At 42.8% G+C, this 17,108-nt stretch carries 10 protein-coding genes; 4 read left to right on the top strand and 6 right to left on the bottom strand.

From position 1 onward, the window contains the following. Window positions 1-132: 132 nt before the first annotated feature. From QTN47_RS15240 to QTN47_RS15215, 6 genes are all read right to left on the bottom strand, one after another. Window positions 133-726: a nucleotidyltransferase family protein gene (locus QTN47_RS15240; RefSeq protein ID WP_369330254.1), complete on the bottom strand. Its 594-nt coding sequence runs from the start codon at window positions 724-726 to the stop codon at window positions 133-135. A gap of 1 nt (window position 727) precedes the next feature. Next, window positions 728-1,831 (bottom strand): XdhC family protein, encoded by a 1,104-nt coding sequence (locus QTN47_RS15235; protein WP_369330253.1) that lies wholly within the window; start codon window positions 1,829-1,831, stop codon window positions 728-730. 310 nt (window positions 1,832-2,141) lie between these two features. After that, complete coding sequence (locus tag QTN47_RS15230; protein WP_369330252.1) at window positions 2,142-4,310, bottom strand: xanthine dehydrogenase family protein molybdopterin-binding subunit; 2,169 nt, start codon at window positions 4,308-4,310, stop codon at window positions 2,142-2,144. Between the two features lie 215 nt (window positions 4,311-4,525). Further along, complete coding sequence (locus QTN47_RS15225) at window positions 4,526-5,149, bottom strand: hypothetical protein (RefSeq protein ID WP_369330251.1); 624 nt, start codon at window positions 5,147-5,149, stop codon at window positions 4,526-4,528. A gap of 55 nt (window positions 5,150-5,204) precedes the next feature. Continuing rightward, entirely contained in the window at window positions 5,205-5,669 is a 465-nt protein-coding gene (locus QTN47_RS15220) for a (2Fe-2S)-binding protein (RefSeq protein ID WP_369330250.1), read from the bottom strand. A gap of 148 nt (window positions 5,670-5,817) precedes the next feature. Continuing rightward, complete coding sequence (locus QTN47_RS15215; protein ID WP_369330249.1) at window positions 5,818-7,971, bottom strand: xanthine dehydrogenase family protein molybdopterin-binding subunit; 2,154 nt, start codon at window positions 7,969-7,971, stop codon at window positions 5,818-5,820. Between the two features lie 910 nt (window positions 7,972-8,881). On the opposite strand from QTN47_RS15215, the gene QTN47_RS15210 reads away from it, so the two are divergent. From QTN47_RS15210 to QTN47_RS15195, 4 genes are all read left to right on the top strand, one after another. Continuing rightward, a complete protein-coding gene (locus QTN47_RS15210) occupies window positions 8,882-10,054 on the top strand; it encodes an ROK family transcriptional regulator (RefSeq protein WP_369330248.1) in 1,173 nt (390 codons plus the stop codon). Window positions 10,055-10,148: 94 nt separating this feature from the next. Then, entirely contained in the window at window positions 10,149-13,487 is a 3,339-nt protein-coding gene (locus tag QTN47_RS15205) for a SusC/RagA family TonB-linked outer membrane protein (protein ID WP_369330247.1), read from the top strand. Between the two features lie 11 nt (window positions 13,488-13,498). Next, on the top strand, window positions 13,499-15,484 hold the full coding sequence (locus tag QTN47_RS15200) for a SusD/RagB family nutrient-binding outer membrane lipoprotein (protein ID WP_369330246.1): 1,986 nt from the start codon (window positions 13,499-13,501) through the stop codon (window positions 15,482-15,484). A 718-nt stretch (window positions 15,485-16,202) separates the two neighbouring features. Continuing rightward, window positions 16,203-17,063 carry a glycerophosphodiester phosphodiesterase family protein gene (locus QTN47_RS15195; RefSeq protein WP_369330245.1) on the top strand — a complete coding sequence of 287 codons (861 nt, stop codon included), beginning with the start codon at window positions 16,203-16,205 and terminating at the stop codon, window positions 17,061-17,063. Window positions 17,064-17,108: the final 45 nt, after the last annotated feature.

Raw genomic sequence — 17,108 nt, 5'->3', positions numbered from 1 at the left:
ATAAAAGTTCTTGTTCTAAGCTGCTGCACCGTCTTTGGTCTGTTTCATTGTAAGCCTTCAATTCCCTTATATGCCTTATATGGTTTTAAAATCACGGCCGTGGAACACGGCCTTTGCGGAGCAAACATCCGGCTATTCGGTTTGCACCAGGCCATCATAATCGTCCACAGTATCTATATCTATTTCGCCTGGTGAAAATTCAACAGCTGCAACATCATCCATATTCGTTTTTACAATTTTTTTTGCGCCTTCTTCGCCGGTAAGTGCCTGTAGATGAGAAAAGTATTTTTTTGTGAAGAGAACAGGTGTGCCTATTGTATCTGCATACGCACAGGCTACAATATGCTGTTGAGTTTCCCGTTGAACTTTTTTCAATTCATTAAAAAGGGATGCCGTAACAAAAGGCTGATCGCAAACGGTGATGATGAGTTGTTCCAGCTTCTCATCGAGCTGCAATGCCTTGCCAACTCCGCCGGAAATTCCGGATGCCATACCTTGCTCCCAACCGGCGTTGATAAAGAGCTCGACATTATTGCGTTTAATTGTCTCAGAAATCTCTTCAGCCTTAAATCCCAATACAACTACAATGGGATCTGCACCTGCTTTGGCAGCTTCGTCAATTGCATGCTGCAATAATGTTTTTCCATTGTAAGCGAGTAATTGTTTGGGAAGCCCAAGACGGGTAGAACTGCCTGCTGCCAGGATAACGGTTGCGGTTTTATGCATCTTACATAATTGGACGTGCGTGAATTTCAACCTTTCTTTCTCTTAATGAAGTGCCGTTTCTTCCGGAGAACACTGCTTTAATTTCTGCAATAACAGATAATGCAATTTCTTCGGAAGTTTCAGCGCCGATATCTAACCCAACCGGGCCGTATATTTTTTGTAATGCATCTTCGCTTATTGTAGTGCCTTTTTCAACCAGCTCATCAAACATCTTTTGCAATTTTTTCTTCGGTCCAAGAACACCGATGTAACTGCAGTTGGTCCGCATGATCTGTTCCAAAACGGCCAGGTCGTAATTGTAGTTATGCGTCATTAAAACAAAAGCCGACTCTTCATCCACATTTACCGCGCTCAAAATTTCTTGTGGTTTCGCAACGCATACTTTACCCGCTTTCGGAAACCGCTGTTGCGTTGCATGTGCTGGTCTTCCATCAACAATCACAATATTCCAGCCAAGTATATACGCCATTTCTGTAAGCGGTTGCGTATCATTTCCCGCGCCTGCAACAACTAATTGAATAGATGGTGGAACAAACTGAAACAAAGCTGTGTGATCGCCATAGTTTTTTACAGAAGAATTTTTTGAGCCAAGTACCACACTTGCATCTGCCTGCAGATCCGCATCAGCATACAAGGCTATCGTTTCATTTTCATTCACAAGGCAAACAGTCCCCTGCTGGTGTAATCTTTTATCTTCATTGAAAATCGTTGCTATTACTGCATCCTTTCTGCTATGAGCAACCCTCTTTAATAAGTTTAACGGATTATGCGGATCATGGATCTGCAAAGGTTCAAACAGGATATAAACGATGCCGTTGCATCCCAGCTGAATGCCAAGTTTGTTGTCTTCGTCGTCAGTGGTATCGTAAATTTCCAGTTTGTTTCTTTTTTCAAACATGGCGAGTTGAGCTTTGCGTAAAGCATCACCTTCAAGACATCCTCCACTAATGGCACCGGTAATCTCTCCGTCTTCAGTAACCAGCATTCTCGCGCCGGGTCTGCGGTACGATGAGCCATCTACTTTTACCACACTAACAAGCGCTGTTTGCTTTTTTTGCAGAACAGCCCTGTCATAAGCGGCCACTATATCGTTCAGTTCTTTCATAGAAAGAGATCATTGTTTAAGATTTAAATTATAACCAGTGAATAGTGAATGGTCAATGGTGAAGGACACAAACTGGTTGAGTAAATGCATACGGCTCTAGTCATAATCATCCGTGGGCGCAACTTCTTACACACCCTTATGTGCCTCTATACAGCCCGTGAATAGTGAATGGTCAATGGGGAAAGGCATAAACTAGTTGATTAAATGTAAGGCTGCTCCGGTTGTTATGATCCTCTGGCATAAGCTCTTATACTCCCTTATATGCCTCATATGGTTCAAAACCCTCCGTTCCATTAAAACATTCCATCGCCTAAACACTCGCTAAATTAAACGGCAGTTTTCTTATTCGTTTTCCTGTCAGATCAAATATTGCATTTGTAAGAGCCGGTGTGAAAGGTGGTAGCCCGGGTTCTCCAACGCCACCTGCATCCGCACTGTTCTCCATTATATGTATTTCTATCGGCGGCGCATCAGTAATACGTGGCATTTGATACGCATAGAAATTCTTTTGCTCCGCAAGACCGTCTTTAAAAGTTACTTCATGAATTGTTGCTGCGCCCAAAGCCATAATAATGCTGCCTTCCACCTGTGCCCTGATAATGTCGGGGTTAACGTACCAGCCGCAATCCATTACTGCCCACACCTGGTCAATTTTTACTTTCCCATCAACATCCTTTGACACTTTTACCACCTGGCCAACAGTTGATGCAAAACATTCTGTAATAGCCACACCAAACCCTTCGTTTTTCTTCCTGTTTTTCCAGCCGGAAATTTCTTCCATTTTATCGATAAGCAATTGGCATCTTTCGTCTTTCAGGTATTGCCTTCTAAATTCAAGCGGGTCCTTTCCAGCCTGTATTGCCAACTCATCTACAAAACTTTCAAAAGCAAAGCCATTGGTTGATGCATACACAGATCGCCACCACATAATAGGTATGGGTGTTTCAAAAGGAACATCCTGGATGCTTAGATTTTTAATGCTATCGAAATAATGTTTTACAAATCCTTCAGAGGCGCTGTCGTTTGGCTTGTCTTTACCACCGCCGTCCATATGGCCTATATTCTGCCCTGCAAGTTTTACCTTGAAGGCACTGATCTCACCGTTTTCAATTACACCTTCGCAGCGGTAACTTACGCCAGGCCTGAAAGGTCCCTGTGTAGCATCATCTTCTCTTGTCCATACGACCTGAACGGGTGCTCCGATTTCTTTGGAGATCACCGCTGCTTCATGTGGATAGTCCAGGAAGGCTTTTCTGCCAAAACCGCCACCCAGGAAAGTCATGTTGATGATTACATTCTCTTTCGCGAGTCCCATTTCTTTACTTAAAAAATCCTGTACCCAGTCTGGTGCCTGAATGGGGCCCCACACTTCCAGTTTGTCTTTTTGATAGTTGGCAACGCAGTTCAAAGGCTCCATGCAATAGTGCGCCTGGTAAGGCGTTTCATAAATAACGTCGATTTTATTTTGTGCCTGCTGAATAACGCTGTTTACATCACCCTGCGACTTAAATGACAATCCTTCTTTGGTATTGAGCGCCTCTTTCATCCGGCTGTAGATCTCATCTGAGCTCAGGTGTTCAAAGCTGCTGTCATCCCATTCTACCTTCAACGCTTTTTTTCCCTGCATGGCGGCCCAGGTTGAGTTGGCAATTACAGCAACACCCTCACGATAAGATTGAAACACCTTCATCTTCACTTTGATCACCTGCTTAACGCCGGGCACTTTTCTCGCTTCGGTATCATCATAGCTTTTTATGGTGCCACGTAATCTCGGATTTCGCTCTACTGCTGCAAACACCATTCCCGGAAGGCGTTTGTCCAGGCCAAATACGGCTTCTCCATTTGTTTTCAAAGGTGAATCCCTGCGATGAAGCGGTTTCCGGATCAGCTTGTAGTCCGAAGGTTTTTTAAGTACGATATCCTTAGGTGCTTCAAGTTTGGAGGCTGCTACAACCAGCTCCCCGTAATGAAATTTCTTTTTGGATGATTTATGAAAAACCTGTCCTGATCGTGCATAGCATTCTGATTTGGGTACACCCCATTTTGCCGCTGCTGCGGCAATCAACATTTCTCTTGCGGATGCACTTAAGTTCAACAGATTTTTGTAAGAGCCGCGAATGGTTGAACTGCCGCCGGTGATCTGGCTGCCATATTTTGCCTGGTTGCCTTGTGCAAAGATTACGTTGACATCCTTCAGATCAACTTCAAGTTCTTCAGCAACAATCTGCGGCACAGACTGGAATGAACCTTGTCCCATTTCTGCCCTGTGATCAACAATGGTCACTTTACCGTTTGTATCTATAAGGATCCACGAATTCATTTCTATGCCCAGCTCGTTGGCATCAGCGCCAGCAACCACTTTTCCTTCTTTGCCGCTTGCAGGAAAGTAGAATCCCAGGAACAGTGCAGTTCCGGTAAGTCCGGATACTCTCAGAAAATTTCTCCTGGAGATCTGTTTTACATCTGTTGTCTGTGACATTTCAGTTTGTTTTTTATTTCACGCAGCGGACGCTAAGAAGCAGCGGCGCTACGTGTGTTATTTTATTTGTTTCACGCAACGGGCGCGGCGAAGCAACGACGCTACGTTAATTAATATATTGTATTTATCGCCGCGCCGCCGCTCCTTTGCGTTCGCCGCGTGAAATATCTATCGCCGCGTCGCCGCCTCTTTGCGAGCGCCGCGAGAAACTTTTGCTATTCAGCGGGTGCGTAGCCCCCTGTTTCAATCCATTTGTTCCAGGCCGCAACAAATTCTTCGTGAGTTAATGGTGGCGGCGTGCGTCCTTCACCCATGTTCCATGCTGCTTTTACCAGTGTATCGTGTGCATGCTCGAGCAGTTGTTCTTTGTTCTTATGGCCATTCTGATTGTAATCCATTATTTGCATGGCCAACTGCCTGGCTGTTTTACCCTGGAAAACCATTTTCATATCGCCCGGAGGTAATTGCCATTTCGGATTGCCAGGAGGTGTATGTTCTCCCGGAACATTTGTTGGCTGATGACAATTGGAACATTTGGCTGAGTAAAGGCCGGTTCCATCTTTGCCGCGTTGTACATTCATAATGTGTATATGGCTGTCATCGCCCTGCAGCGGTGCTTCTCCGGCAGGATGACAATTCATACATCTCGGGCTCATCAATACCTTGTACACATCCATAAATGCCTGTACGGATGCCAGTGAGTCCCTTTTCATTTTACTGGACTCTGGATTACCGCCCGGCGAAACCCTGGCTTTAAATGCGGTGGTCATTATTCCTATTACAGAAAGAATAATGGCCATTACCGTTATTGTTTTTAAAGGAAAATTTGTCGGTTTCATTGCTGAGTGTTGTTTCATAACCTCGCGTGGATTTAGCTATGCGTGATGATGTAGTTTATTTTCCCTTGCGCTGCATTTCCGCTGCTAAGTGAATTGCTTTGCGAATGCGCAGATAGGTACCGCAACGGCAAATATTTCCAGCCATGGCAGCGTCAATATCCTTATCCGTTGGATTGGGATTTTCGCGAAGCAATACTGCAGCCGACATTAGCTGGCCTGAGTGGCAATAACCGCATTGTGGCACGTCAATCTCCTGCCATGCACGCTGCAGCGGATGGTCGTTGTGCTGTGACAAGCCTTCTATTGTTACAATTTTTTTCCCCTCGGCACGGCTGACTTTTGTAACGCAGGAACGAACGGCTTCACCATCCAGGTGAACAACACATGCGCCGCACTGCGCCACGCCGCAACCGTATTTTGTTCCTGTAAGGCCAATCACATCTCTTATTACCCATAGAAGGGGCATGTTGGGATCAACATCTACTTTATAGGATTTCTGATTAACATTTAGTGTGATCATAAGCTGGCAATTTATTTCTGTTATTGCAGGTTGATGGATTTACAAGTGTTTAAGCAAAACGTGTATTATAAAAATATTTCAATCTTTTTAGTAGCGCTTTATAAATTTCAAACATTTCGTTACGAAATTCAAACTAAAGCCGGATAATCTAAACGCTTTTAATGTCGAACGGCATTTTTCGGATACGCTTTCCTGTGGCTGCGAAAATTGCATTGGCCAATGCTGGTGCAAATGGCGGTAATCCGGGTTCTCCCACACCTTTAACTTTGCCGCCTTCTGCCAGTATATGCACTTCAATTTCGGGTACCTCATTAATGCGGATCAGCGGGTTGTCGTAAAAGTTATGTTGCATGGTCACGCCCTTGTCGAATGTTATGCCTGGTTTTATTGCGGCACCCAAAGCCATCACAATCGCCCCTTCTACCTGGTTTTTCACGTTGTCAGGGCTTACCACTTCACCAAGATCAATAACTGCATAAACTTTATCAACCTTAATGGATCTGTCTTCGTTGTAAGTTACTTCAACCGCCTGTGCACATAAGCCTGCAAAGAATTCCCACTGGGCTACACCACGGCCTTTATTTTTGGGCAGCGGCTTATCCCAGCTGGAAACTTCTCTTAATTTCTGCAGGACTCTTTTTGTATCTGATGGTTTGGAAAGAAGTTCCATTCTGAAGTCCATCGGATCTTTTTTTGCCTTGTAGGCCAGTTCATCAATAAAACATTCATGCGGAAAAGAGATGGTAGAACTTGTTACAGATCGCCAGGCGGCAACAGGTATATGAAAGTCAGCTCTTACAAAGGATGTTTTGATATTTGGAATTTCGTACGCCTGTTCGCCAATGCCTTCAACCATTGTTTTGTCAACTTTGGTTTTGTCGAAATCTGTTCGCATAGATTCCTGGTAGGAGGGACTGATCACTTTGTGCTCAAATGCAACCAGCTTGCCATCGTCAGAAAAGCCACCTTTCAGTTGAGAGAACGTCATCGGCCTGAATGGTCCGAATTCGGTAGTGTCTTCTCTTGACCAGATAACCTTTACAGGTTTGTCTGTTTGTTTGGCAATGTTTACAGCTTCAATAATAAAATCGATATACAATCTTCTGCCCAAACCGCCACCAATAAATTTTGCGTGCAGCTTAATGTTATCGGGAGAAAAACCGATTTGTTTATGAAGATCATTCGCGCCGTTGCCGGTAACTGAGCTGGGCACTTGCGTGGATGTCCAGATCTCAACCTGGTCACCTTTTACCTGGGCAATGCAGTTCATCGGTTCCAATGTGTGATGCGCTGCCATCGGTGTTTCATAGAAAGCATCAACTATGTTTTCCTTTGGCAAATTCAGTGTTTCAATCGCGCCCGTATTTTTATCAATTATGCCTTCTTCCTTTGCAAGCTCACGCAAACGATTTTCAAAATCAACGGAATTAAATGTTTCAAACCCTTTTGTATCCCATTCAATTTTTAGTTTCTTCCGGGCCTGCAGTGCGGTCCAGTAAGAATTGGCAATAACGGCAACGCCGACTGAATGATGCCGCCCCATTATTTTCTCGGTCTCAACAACTTTCTCAACGCCGGGAATTTTCAGCGCTTCACCGGCGTCAAAACTTTTTAGGGTACCACCTATCACCGGGCACCTTTCTACACTGGCATACAACATGCCCGGCACTTGTGCATCGATACCGAATTCGGCTTTTCCGTTTGTTTTTAGCGCGACGTCCGGCCGTTTGATGCGTTTGCCTAATATTTTAAAATCTTTTGGATCTTTTAATTTTGGTTCTTTTGGCAGCTCGAGTTTGGAAGCTTCTTCCAGCAGGTCCGCATAAGCAAGTTTTCGATTGCTTTGTTTGTGAATCACTTTCCCGTTCTCAGCGTAACAACTTGCAACGTCAACGCCCCATTTAGTACTGGCTGCCGTAATGAATACTTCCCTGGCGGAAGCGCCAATCTTTCTGAGATCTGTGTAATTGTTTCTTATGGATGAACTGCCTCCTGCTCTTTGGGCATTCCCCAATTCTTTTTCCCCGTTGGATTGTTTAATGATAACCTGGTCGAGGGACACTTCAAATTCCTCCGCTATCAATGCAGGGATGGATTGAAAAGTTCCCTGGCCCATTTCAGGTTTTGTATTGTAAATGGTGATATTACCGTTTGACTCTACAAGAATATACGGTGTGAAATTTTTTGCCAGGGATGCATCAGGCGTTTTTCCACCATAACTATCGTATGAAACGCCCAGCCAGAGTGCAATGCTGGCACCTCCTGTATTTCTGATAAAAGCTCTCCTGGAAACCGGTGTCATAGGTGGTTGATTTGTTTACAGCATTAATTGGAAATTATTGGCAGTTGGTCTTTAATCTTCAATTGGTTTTATTCTCCTGGCATTTTTAAGCCACAGGAAATGTGCCAGCGCAACAATCACAGTCTTGTTATCTAAATTTACTTGAAAGAATTGTATTATTTCAGGAGAAATCGATTTTTCCGGCAGAAGCAAGAAAAAGTCTGTTGCTTCAAATAACGTTTTAAAATATCTGTTCTATAATCCTAAATCCAATTTTAAGCTCCCTTGTCTTGGGAATTTGGTTTGCCACAATCAAAAACAAAATGACAGGACTTGCACAATCACGCTGACCGCCGTTGTTGGTATGAGGCATAGCAATGTGCTTAAGCCTACCAACAACAAATTAGCGGGTCAGACGTTTCACGAATCAGGCCTTTTCATTTTTTGCGCTTGTTACTTTCTCGTTCTTGAAAAAAAGAAAGTAACCCCCGCCTGAATGACTAGTCGGGCAGGAAAGAAAATTCAAGGCAAACCTCCGCCCGGATGACTCCGTTCGGACGGGCGATCGCTCCTTCCCCACAATGCAACTTGCGGCACTAATCAAAATCAACTTTTTACAAATCTGTCATTGGCACACATACAGCAATTTCAGACCATAATGGACGCTTTTCCGAACGCTTCGACGGCAAAAGTTTGTATGAACAAACGAACATTCTTTAGATCGAATTATATTTTGATTCATAATGGTTTACTCTAACATCCAATTTCTTTCTCAAAATTATCCAATACATTTTAAATTTTATCAAAAGCATCATGGTCTAATTAAAAAAGCAAAATACTTACCTAATTTTATTTCTATTAAACAAACGTCTACAAACTAATTGCAGGTTTAGTTCTAATTATGCCGCCTTATTTACAATTACCATTGCTTATGCCAGGCAAAAATCTTCTGTACCGTAGAAAAATACTGCGTCAGCTGTATTTCGAAAACATATTGTCTTGTTCAGACATAAGCGAGAGAATTGATAGAAGCATTCCTGTTACAACCAAAATGTTGGCCGAACTCATCGGTGCCGGGGCGGTATTGGAAACGGGTTATGCACCCTCAACAGGAGGGCGCCGGCCGCAAACCTACGCGATTAAGCCTGATATTATTTATGTAGTAGCAGTGGCAATGGATCAGTTTGTTAGCCGGATTGCTATCATGGATATGCATAACAGGTTTGTTACTCCGGTGGTGAAATTCGATCTGCCGCTGGCAGATGCTTACGACGCATTGGATCTGGTTTCTCAAAAGATCAATGAATTGGTGGGGGCTTCCGGAATTGAAAAGACTGTTATAGCAGGCGTTGGTATAGGAATGCCGGGATTTGTTGATATCCAGAAAGGTCTTAATTATTCCTTCTTCGAAACGAGACAGCAAAGCATTGTAGAGTTTATGGAAGGGCGGGTAGGTATACCTGTATTTATTGATAATGACAGCAGTTTGATAGCCCTGGCCGAACTGCGTTTTGGCGCAGCCAAAAAGAAACGTAACGCAATGGTGATAAACATTGGGTGGGGTATAGGTTTAGGGTTGATCCTGAATGCGGGATTATTCAGGGGTAATAATGGCTTTGCCGGTGAATTCAGTCATATGCCGCTTTTTTCAAATGGTAAGATCTGCAGTTGTGGTAAATCCGGTTGCCTTGAAACAGAAGCATCACTTGCGGTAGTTTCAGAAAAGGCACAAGCCGGGCTGAATAATGGAAAGATCTCAGTATTGGAACGTATTCCGGAAAACTATGAACAGGCGAGTGATACCATAATAAATGCTGCTGCCAAAGGTGATAAGTTCTCCATCGAATTGCTTTCTGAATCTGGTTATAATATCGGACGTGCAGCTGCTATTCTTATTCACGTGTTGAATCCTGAAGTCATCATTTTAAGTGGCAGGGGTGCTTCTGCCGGTAAATTATGGCAAGCGCCCATTCAACAGGCTATAAATGAACATTGCATTCCAAGATTAGCTGAGAAAACTTCTATCGAAATATCTTCTTTAGGACACCAGGCTGAATTAATAGGAGCGGCCGCTTTAGTAATGGAAAACTATGAAAAAGTGTAACCCTGCTGAAAAATGAAAAATTAACAATTAACACATGTACCCCTTTCATAAGAGTACTTCAAATCTGTACTATTCAATTAAACAACAAACAACGATGAAGACAAAAACTACACGTCTTTTGCTTTTTATGCTGCTCTGCATAGGAAGCATGTTTGCCTATGGGCAAGAAAAAATGACGGTTGCAGGAACGGTCAGGGACTCTGCCGGCAACGGTCTTGAAAGCGCAACCATTAATGAAAAAGGAACATCCAACAGGGTTGCTACCGACAAAAGCGGCAGCTTTACGCTGAAAGTAAAGCCGGGTGCGGTTTTGGTTGTATCCTATGTGGGATATTCAAACAAAGAGATCCCTGCAACTTCTTCCATGCAGATAACGCTTTTAACTGGCGCACAGGATGCTGGCGCGGAAGTGGTTGTTACCGCGTTGGGTATTAAAAAAGAAGCTAAAGCCTTGGGTTATGCTGTGTCAAAAATTGACAATGACAGGATCATGGCCAGCGGTACCCCATCCAATGCTTTACAGGCACTCTATGGTGCTGCACCAGGTGTACAGGTTGCTGCTACAGCCGCAGGTCCATCAGGTGGTATGAAGATCAACATTCGTAACGCGGTGTCTTTTGACCAGAATTCATCAACTCGTCCTTTGATTGTTGTTGATGGCGTTCCCATTCACGACCAAAATACACAAATGGGTTATGGTGCTACAGACCGTGATAACGGTACCGGTATCAACGACATCAACCCTGATGACATTGCATCCTTCGAAATTCTGAAAGGTGCTAAAGCATCTGTATTATATGGTAGTGAAGGTGCGAATGGTGTTGTGCTTATTACAACCAAAAGCGGTGCTAAAGGTAAAGGTTTAGGCGTAGCAGGCTCTTTTACCACTACATGGGATCGTGCTGCGTTCCTTCCTAAATTACAAAATGAATATGGAACAGGATCCAGCCCCAGTAACGCCAGGAACGATGCCCAGGGATATTATATTGATGCAAACGGAAAAAGAGCACTCGCTACTTCTTTAGGAGATGGATATGGTGCTGCGGCTTTCGGACCTCATTTCGACCCAAGCGTGAAGCTTGTATGGTGGGATGGTGTTGAAAGACCATGGGAGGCTCAAACCAAAAATATCTACAACGATCTGTACCAGACAGGACATCAGAACACTGCAAATGTGGCTGTAAGTGGTGGTAACGATCAGGGCCAGATCCGTTTTTCATATACTAATATGAACATGACTCCGATCAGGCCAGGTTCTGAGTATGCCAAAAATACTTTCAGTCTTAATACATCTTACAAACTAAACGATAACATTACGCTTAAATATACAGGCAACTTTTATAGTTCCAAAAATGTGAATGCAGCCAACCTGAACACCATGAACGGTGAAGGCCAGCAGGCAAACATTGGAGCGTATAGTGCAGATATTAATGTAGGCTTGTTAAAGTCGCACATGGTAACGCCTGATGGCTATAACTACTTCGCCAGCCCCCAACGTAGAAATCTGATTTCAAACGGAAGGCAGGCTGTTGTAGGTTTTCTATGGGATCAGCTGGAAAATCAGTCCACTTTCACAAGAACGCACAACATTCAGTCTTTAACAGCTGACATTAAGCTGACGAAGATCTTCAGTGCTACAGTAATGGGTGGTATGGATTACAGCACCGAAAGAAATGTATATAAAGGTAAATTGTTGGATCCTCAGTTGACAGGACCTAACAGTGGTTTTATGTACAGTGATGTGACCAACATTTACAAAAATACATACGGCCAGGGTATGCTGAACTTCAATACCAAAATAAATGCTGATTTTGATCTGTCTGGTTTTGTAGGTGGTGCGATCAGACGAAATTATACAGAAGGAAAAGGCGCCTCTGTTAATGGTTACGGACAACTGGTTATTCCTAACTACTTCTCATTTAACAACCTGCCGTTGGGTGTACAACCTCAATACCAGTTTAATAACGGAGAGGACATGTTATACAGCTTGCTGGCATCAGCACAGATGGCCTGGAGAAACCAGCTTTTTATAGAAGCACAGGCCAGACAAGACTGGTCATCCATTTTGCCTCCGAACAACAACAGTTATTTCTACCCTGGTTTAAGCGCAAGCTGGATTTTAAGTCAGAGCCTGAAACTGCCAGCGGTGGTAGATTATGCTAAAGTAAGAGCTTCATGGGCTGATGTAGGTCGTCCGGGCCCTCGCTATTTCAGTAATGTGAACTATGCTACATCACAAACCGGCGGCGGTTATGTACTTACTCCTCCATCTGATCTTCCTCCAATGGATGCGAATGGCATTCCTAATCTGAAACCTGAGCGTAAACGTGAATATGAGCTTGGCCTGGAAACTTACCTGTTCAAGAACAGAAGACTTGGCGTAGACTTTTCTTATTACAGATCTAATATCTACGACCAGATTATGGCTGTAGCTGCACCTCCCGGTATGGGCGTTAAGAACATTCGTATGAACGCTGGTGAGGTTACCAACAGAGGATGGGAACTGGCTATTAAAACAAAACCAATTTATACGAAAGATTTCAAATGGGATGTGAATTTGATGTTTGCAAGTGGTAAAACTTATGTTGAGAAACTGGATGGCAAACTGCAGTCACTCACATTGTGGAACGCGTTCAACTCAGTAAATGCTGTGGCAAATGTTGGCCAACAATATGGCATGCTTTACCTGACCAAATCAAACTACACTTACAACAATCCAAACGATCCTAAAGATCCAAACAATGGTAAAAAAGTAGTTAACTCTGCGGGATCAAGCTATGACTATCAGAGCACTGCAAAGTTGATTGGCAAAACAATTCCTGATGTAACAGGCGGATTCTTTACATCTTTCTCTTATAAAAACTTCCGGGTTCTTGCCAATATGGACTACCAGTTTGGTGCAACCTTCCTGTCAGGATCTGAAACTTATATGATGGCTGCAGGTGTTTTAAAAGAGTCTTTGAAATACAGAGATGCTGCACATGGTGGAGCTGATTACTACCTGGATGCGTCTTCTGCTAAAGTTGCGGGCGTAAACCCCAACGGTGGCGCAACCTTCCACGATGGTGTGATATTGGATGGCGTTGCCAAAGATGGTACAAAGAATACAAAAGTTGTTTCTGCAGAGAATTATTATTATGATTCTTATTTCTCAAATGGCTTCTTCCCCGAAGACAGGATCTACAAAAGCGATTATATAGCGCTGCGTAACGTGGCTCTTGACTACACTTTGAACCCAAGGTTCGCTCAAAAAGTGTTCATGAGCAACCTGGTGATTTCAGTTTTTGCAAACAATGTGGCTTATCTATACAAAGCTGCACCAAATTCAATACCTGAATCAACCAACGGAACAGGTTGGGGCGTGGGTTCTTACGGAACAACTGCGTTACCTACACAGCGTTCAATAGGATTTTCTATTAAAGCTAAATTTTAAAAACAACTAAGATGAAATTCATAAAAATAAAATCATTTTTCTTGTTTACGCTGTTACTGTCTTCGGTAGCGTGTAAAAAGAAGTTAGAAGACTTATACCAAAATCCCGACGGGTATTCGAAAGAAATGGCCGATAAGTCCGGAGTAAGCGTTATCTCAGGATTTTTCACTTCCCAATTAACACAGGGATTCTTCCTCAGTGGCGATTACGGTTCTGTTTACCACCAGGTGAGAAGCGGAGACAGGATCATGGGGAATGCGATTCAGATCTATCACACAACTGCGGAAGGAAGCGCTTATTCCCTTGCGGATGTTGAGCACGACTGGGGCACCGGCGGTTTTAACGAGTCTGTATTTAACTTTGTTAATACCCAATGGATCACTCCAATACTTTGGGCTCAACGTGAATACAACAACATTCCTGCCGGAAAACGAAGCAATCTGGATAGCCTGTACATAACCCTGATGCATGTTTTAAAGGGTTATGCATATCAGAGAGCTACTGATATGTATGATAAGGTTCCTTACATTGAAACAGGTTCAGCTGGTGGCCTTGATGGCGTTAAAGCAAAATACCTGGGGCAATCAGATATTTATCCTAAAATCATCAGTGATTTTAAAGCTGCTGATGATGTATTGACCAACCTGACACTTTCTGCAACGGAGCAGGCGTCATTTGCCCAGCAGGACATTCTTTTTAATGGAAACTTTTTGCAATGGCGTAAATACATTAACTCATTAAGGTTGCGTTGTGCAATGAATGTGAGCGAGCAGCTACCCAGCCTGACAAGCCAGGTGCTTGCTGACCTGGCAGGCAAACCTTTGCTGTCTGATTATAACGATGTAGCTGGTGTAGCAGACATCGCGGTTATTGCACCTTCCCGTATTTGTAATGAGCTGGGTATTACCCGTGCTTACAGAGAAAGAGCGGATGATTGCCGTGCAGGCAAGAAATTCCTGCAGGATGTAATGAATTGTCAACCGACTGTAGGAAGCAAAGTGGTGAACGGACAGACATTATACTATTTTGCCGGCGATAATTCAACAACAGGCCTGGTAAATGGTACTGTTGACCCACGCGTTTCTTACATCTTCTCTCCTGACTGGAGCGGCAGATACCTTGGCGTTGATACAAAATGGGATGGCGGAACCGATGCAAACAGTTATTTTAACCAGATTATGCGTGGTTATTATATCAACGATCCTATCTTAACTGATATAACAAAAACAACTTTCTATTACGGAAAAAACAACAGCCAGTCAATCACTTTGGATGACGCATCACAGAAAGATTTGTCTAAACGTGAAGCATTCCTGTTAAAAACACTTCGCAGCAAATGTGCTAACTACGAAGACAATAACTGGAACGTAGGTACTGAGAACATTCTTGTTGCAGAATACAATGTGCGCCCGCAATTCAACTTTGCGTTGAAATATCCTACTATTCATGCTGTTGAAACTGAGCTTTCCTTAGCTGAAGCAGCAGTAAGAGGTTTTGGTCAATTGAACGGTGCTGCTCGCGATCACTACAAAAAAGCGATTGAGTTATCATGTAAGTATTGGTACGACCTGAATGTATCAAATCAATATTCTAAGTCAACTTTGCCGGCCATGCCGTCAACTATGGATGATTCCAGGATCAATACCAAGCCTGCAATGGAATATAATGCAAGTGCCTATGCTGAATTTGCAGCTCAGAAATTTGATGCAATGTCAAGTACTCAAAAAGTTCAGGCAATTTTTAATCAGCTTCAGCTGCATTACAACATGTTGAACTTTGAAGTGCCATATACTGCTGCCCGCAGGTTAATTAAATACCTGGGTACAAATCCGGCTGCTCAATATGAAAGATTCAAGTGGAAAGAAAAAATGACTTATCCAAGTGGTGTTCAGGCTTCTGATCCTGATGGTTGGGCAATCATTAGCCCCACTAACAATCCGGATCTTCCTGTATGGATAACAGGCCGCACTGCTAAATGGAAAAATACACTGGAGTAAGCATATTAAACTACGAGTTATCCAACTGAAATAAATAAATATAATTAGTTAGCCCCTTTCTTTTTAGGAAGGGGCTTTTACTTTTCTGTGATTGTGTAATACCCATTGTTTAAGGCTTCCTGTATAGAATAATTCGACAAACGTCTACAAAACAATTGTGCTTTGGGAGACGATTATAATTAAACGACCGGTAAATTTGTTTGCACTTTAGTACATATGAATAGTACGCTCCTTTCTTTCTAGGGGGAGCTTTTTATCACGATATGCGCAGTGTTTTTTTTGCAGGAGGAGAAAATGGAAAATGTGGATGGATGAACATATGCGCAGGTCAAATATTTTTCGAACAGTTTTTTAAAAATAGGTCTAATTCAACACGCCTCTTTCTTTTTAGTCGGAGGCTTTTGTTTTCTTTTGAATGAAGCAGTTTTCAGGCAAATTCCGGAAGAGACAAGATTAAAATGCAGCTAAATAAATTATAGATAAAAGAGCCTTAAGTTCAAGTAGTAAGTGAGTAGTATTTTCTCATAATTACGCCCTTTTCTTTTTAGTTGGGGGCCTTTATATTTGATGATAACACAAAGTTAAACCCATGACAACCCGATGAAAATTACTTTTGCCCCAAATCGACAAACGCTAACAAATTGCGTGTTTATTTTCATTTAATGTCATACATTAAACAAGTTACAATTATTTGCAGATCAGCCATAAAGCAAAACCAATGAAAAAGTCAATCATTTCTTTTTTAGTCTTAAGCGTTATTTCTTGCACCGTTTCAATAGCCCAGGACGTAACTGCGCGCTTTAAGAAGATAAACGAAACATTTCTGAACCCTCAATCCTCTGTTGTAATGATCGCAGCGCATAGGGGCGCACATCTTGAGGCACCTGAAAACTCTTTGGCATCTTTCAAAAAAGCCATTGAATTAGGTATAGACATTGTTGAGCTGGATGTTCGCAGAACAAAAGATGGCAAGCTGGTTCTTATGCATGATAAAACGGTAAACAGAACAACAAACGGAACCGGACGCGTTGATAGTCTAACCTTTGCAGAAATCCGGAATCTGCGATTAATGCATAACGGGCAACCGACTGAAGAGAAAGTGCCTACACTGGAGGAAGCATTGATGGTTGCTAAAGGAAAAATACTGGTGGATCTGGATATAAAGGCTGATGAAGCCATCGACCAGATTGTTGCGACAGTTAAAAGCACACACTCTGAAAATAATTGTTTTTTCCTGGCATATGAGCCGGAGCAGGTAAATGCACTGAGAGCTACGGATCCTTCGTTTCGCTATCTTATGAGAACGGAGAATGCAATTATGGTTGATACACTTATGCCTAAAATGAAAGTGGAAGCAGTGCATATCGATCCGTCTCACTATACTGCGCATGTTGTTAGTACGATTAAAAACAACCATGCAAGAATCTGGATCAATGCTTTGGGAGATGTTGATAAAAAAGCCTTAGCCTCAAATGCATCGGCTTATGAAGAAGTATTAAAGTATGGAGCTAATATTATTCAAACTGATCAGCCGGCATTATTAAAAGCATATTTGATCAAGACAGGACGCTACTATTAGTGCGTATGCTGTTGACAGTTAGAAAAAAATGTGTCCTGCATTTTT

It is taken from the genome of Danxiaibacter flavus (assembly GCF_041060425.1).
GTDB lineage: Bacteria > Bacteroidota > Bacteroidia > Chitinophagales > Chitinophagaceae > Danxiaibacter > Danxiaibacter flavus.
This window is presented reverse-complemented; position numbering and strand designations above follow the sequence as displayed.